Annotated in this window: 4 protein-coding genes; 1 reads left to right on the forward strand and 3 read right to left on the reverse strand. The window is 56.0% G+C overall.

From position 1 onward, the window contains the following. The 3 genes from F2P44_RS34195 to F2P44_RS34205 all read right to left on the reverse strand — a co-directional run. Positions 1–195, reverse strand: a 195-nt coding sequence (locus tag F2P44_RS34195; protein WP_167094522.1) for a hypothetical protein, incomplete at its 3' end; no start/stop codon positions are given. After that, positions 192–662 (reverse strand): YmfL family putative regulatory protein, encoded by a 471-nt coding sequence (locus F2P44_RS34200; RefSeq protein ID WP_167094524.1) that lies wholly within the window; start codon positions 660–662, stop codon positions 192–194. The genes F2P44_RS34200 and F2P44_RS34195, both read right to left, overlap by 4 nt. A 76-nt stretch (positions 663–738) precedes the next feature. Then, on the reverse strand, positions 739–1,005 hold the full coding sequence (locus tag F2P44_RS34205; RefSeq protein WP_167094526.1) for a helix-turn-helix domain-containing protein: 267 nt from the start codon (positions 1,003–1,005) through the stop codon (positions 739–741). Between the two features lie 84 nt (positions 1,006–1,089). Here F2P44_RS34205 and F2P44_RS35260 point away from each other — a divergent pair. Next, positions 1,090–1,485: hypothetical protein (locus F2P44_RS35260; RefSeq protein WP_223165154.1), on the forward strand; the 396-nt coding region annotated here is incomplete at its 3' end.

A 1,485-nucleotide genomic window follows, 5' to 3' on the forward strand; every position in this document is an offset into this window, starting at 1 on the left:
GTCGTCGCGCGTGGACACCTGCTTCCGAAGCATCAGCTTGGTGACGATCTCCGCGTAGAAAGTCTTGATTTCTCCAGACCAGCCGGTGGCGTTCATCCATGCGTTGATGTTGGCCTGGCCGCCGATGCCATGCAGCTTTACCAAGGCAACGTATGCGCGGCTGCCGGCGCGTGGTCCGTCGTTATGCCCGCTCATTGCGTCACCTCGGTATCCACACCACCGTTCGGGCAGTAGATACGAAACGTCAGGGCCATCAATTCGGCCATGACTTTGTGCAGGCGCGCGCCGTCCGCCTCGAGCATTCGCCGCTCGGCCTTGTCGATCACGTCATCGGCGGTGGCTGCTGCGAAATCCTGCGAGAAGCGGCCCAGTTCGGCATACAGTTGCTGGAATTTTTGCATCAGGATGTCATTCCCTCCGGAGAGGTCGTCGGGCAGTTTGACGAAGGTGCCGCCGCTGGCAACGGCGATCGACTCCGCGAACAATGTGGTGCTGGAGAAGCTCTGCATGGCGAGTGCAGTCTCGACCAGGACACTTTGCCCTTTACGTTCGTAAATCCGGTTTTCGACGGCATCGCGCGTCATGGCCAGGGCGCCGCACATTGCCCCCCAGCCGCCGGGCATTGCCTTGATCATGGCAAGGTAAGATTCTCGTAAGTCCACAACTTCCCCTTTGACTTGGTGGTTTGTTAATTTTGCATTACCGTCTATTATTCTTACTGGATGACAAGTCAAACAGCTAATCGTGCGGCTTCCTATCGAGGCGCCCCTGAATGCCCACAAATGCCAATTCCGGCCAGTTTTCGAGCCAGTCATCCGGATGCAGGTCGATGCGAGTGACAGCGCCCTTCGACTCGCGCTCTATCGCCACGCACAAGGTGACGCGGAGCAACTGTTTGGCACTGATCGCCTTACGGAGGTAGCCTTCTGTGGTCTTGCAGGACTCACAAAACAAGCGCCGCTGGTGCTTCGCAAGACTGTTTAGGTACGTGAGTAATTTATCCATAGGGAACATATTACTAAACGGTAATTGGCTAGTCAATACCGTTTGGTGATTTACTAATCGGTAATCAAGACAGACAATCGAGCCATGACTATTCAAGACACACGGCGGGAACGCCTCCGTCAGCTGATTACGGAGCGGTACAAGTCTCAGGCGGACTTTGTTGCAGCCACCGGCGAGAACCAGGGCGAAGTCTCGGCATTGCTAAAAGACAAGTCTTTTGGCGAAAAAAAGGCTCGGAAACTGGAAGTGAAGTGCGGACTACCGGAGGGATGGTTGGACGAAGGGGAGAATGCGTCTCAGGCAAGCCCAGCAGAGGGGCGCCAGGAGGGGGGCTCGTCAGACCCAATAGGAGGCGGCCCGGAGTGGATGAACCCGGACGCTTACCGATTACTTACTTTATATTTTTCCGCAGACGACGACGGTCGGTCTGAGATCATGAACACGGCGCTCGACTATGCTCGGGTTCATCAGAGCCGAGTT

The organism is Massilia frigida, from assembly GCF_011682175.1.
GTDB lineage: Bacteria > Pseudomonadota > Gammaproteobacteria > Burkholderiales > Burkholderiaceae_D > Telluria_A > Telluria_A frigida.

What these genes read in the sequence shown, in the direction of transcription:
- F2P44_RS34205 (WP_167094526.1), bottom strand. Translation starts at nt 1,005, where the DNA reads ATGGATAAATTACTCACGTACCTAAACAGTCTTGCGAAGCACCAGCGG.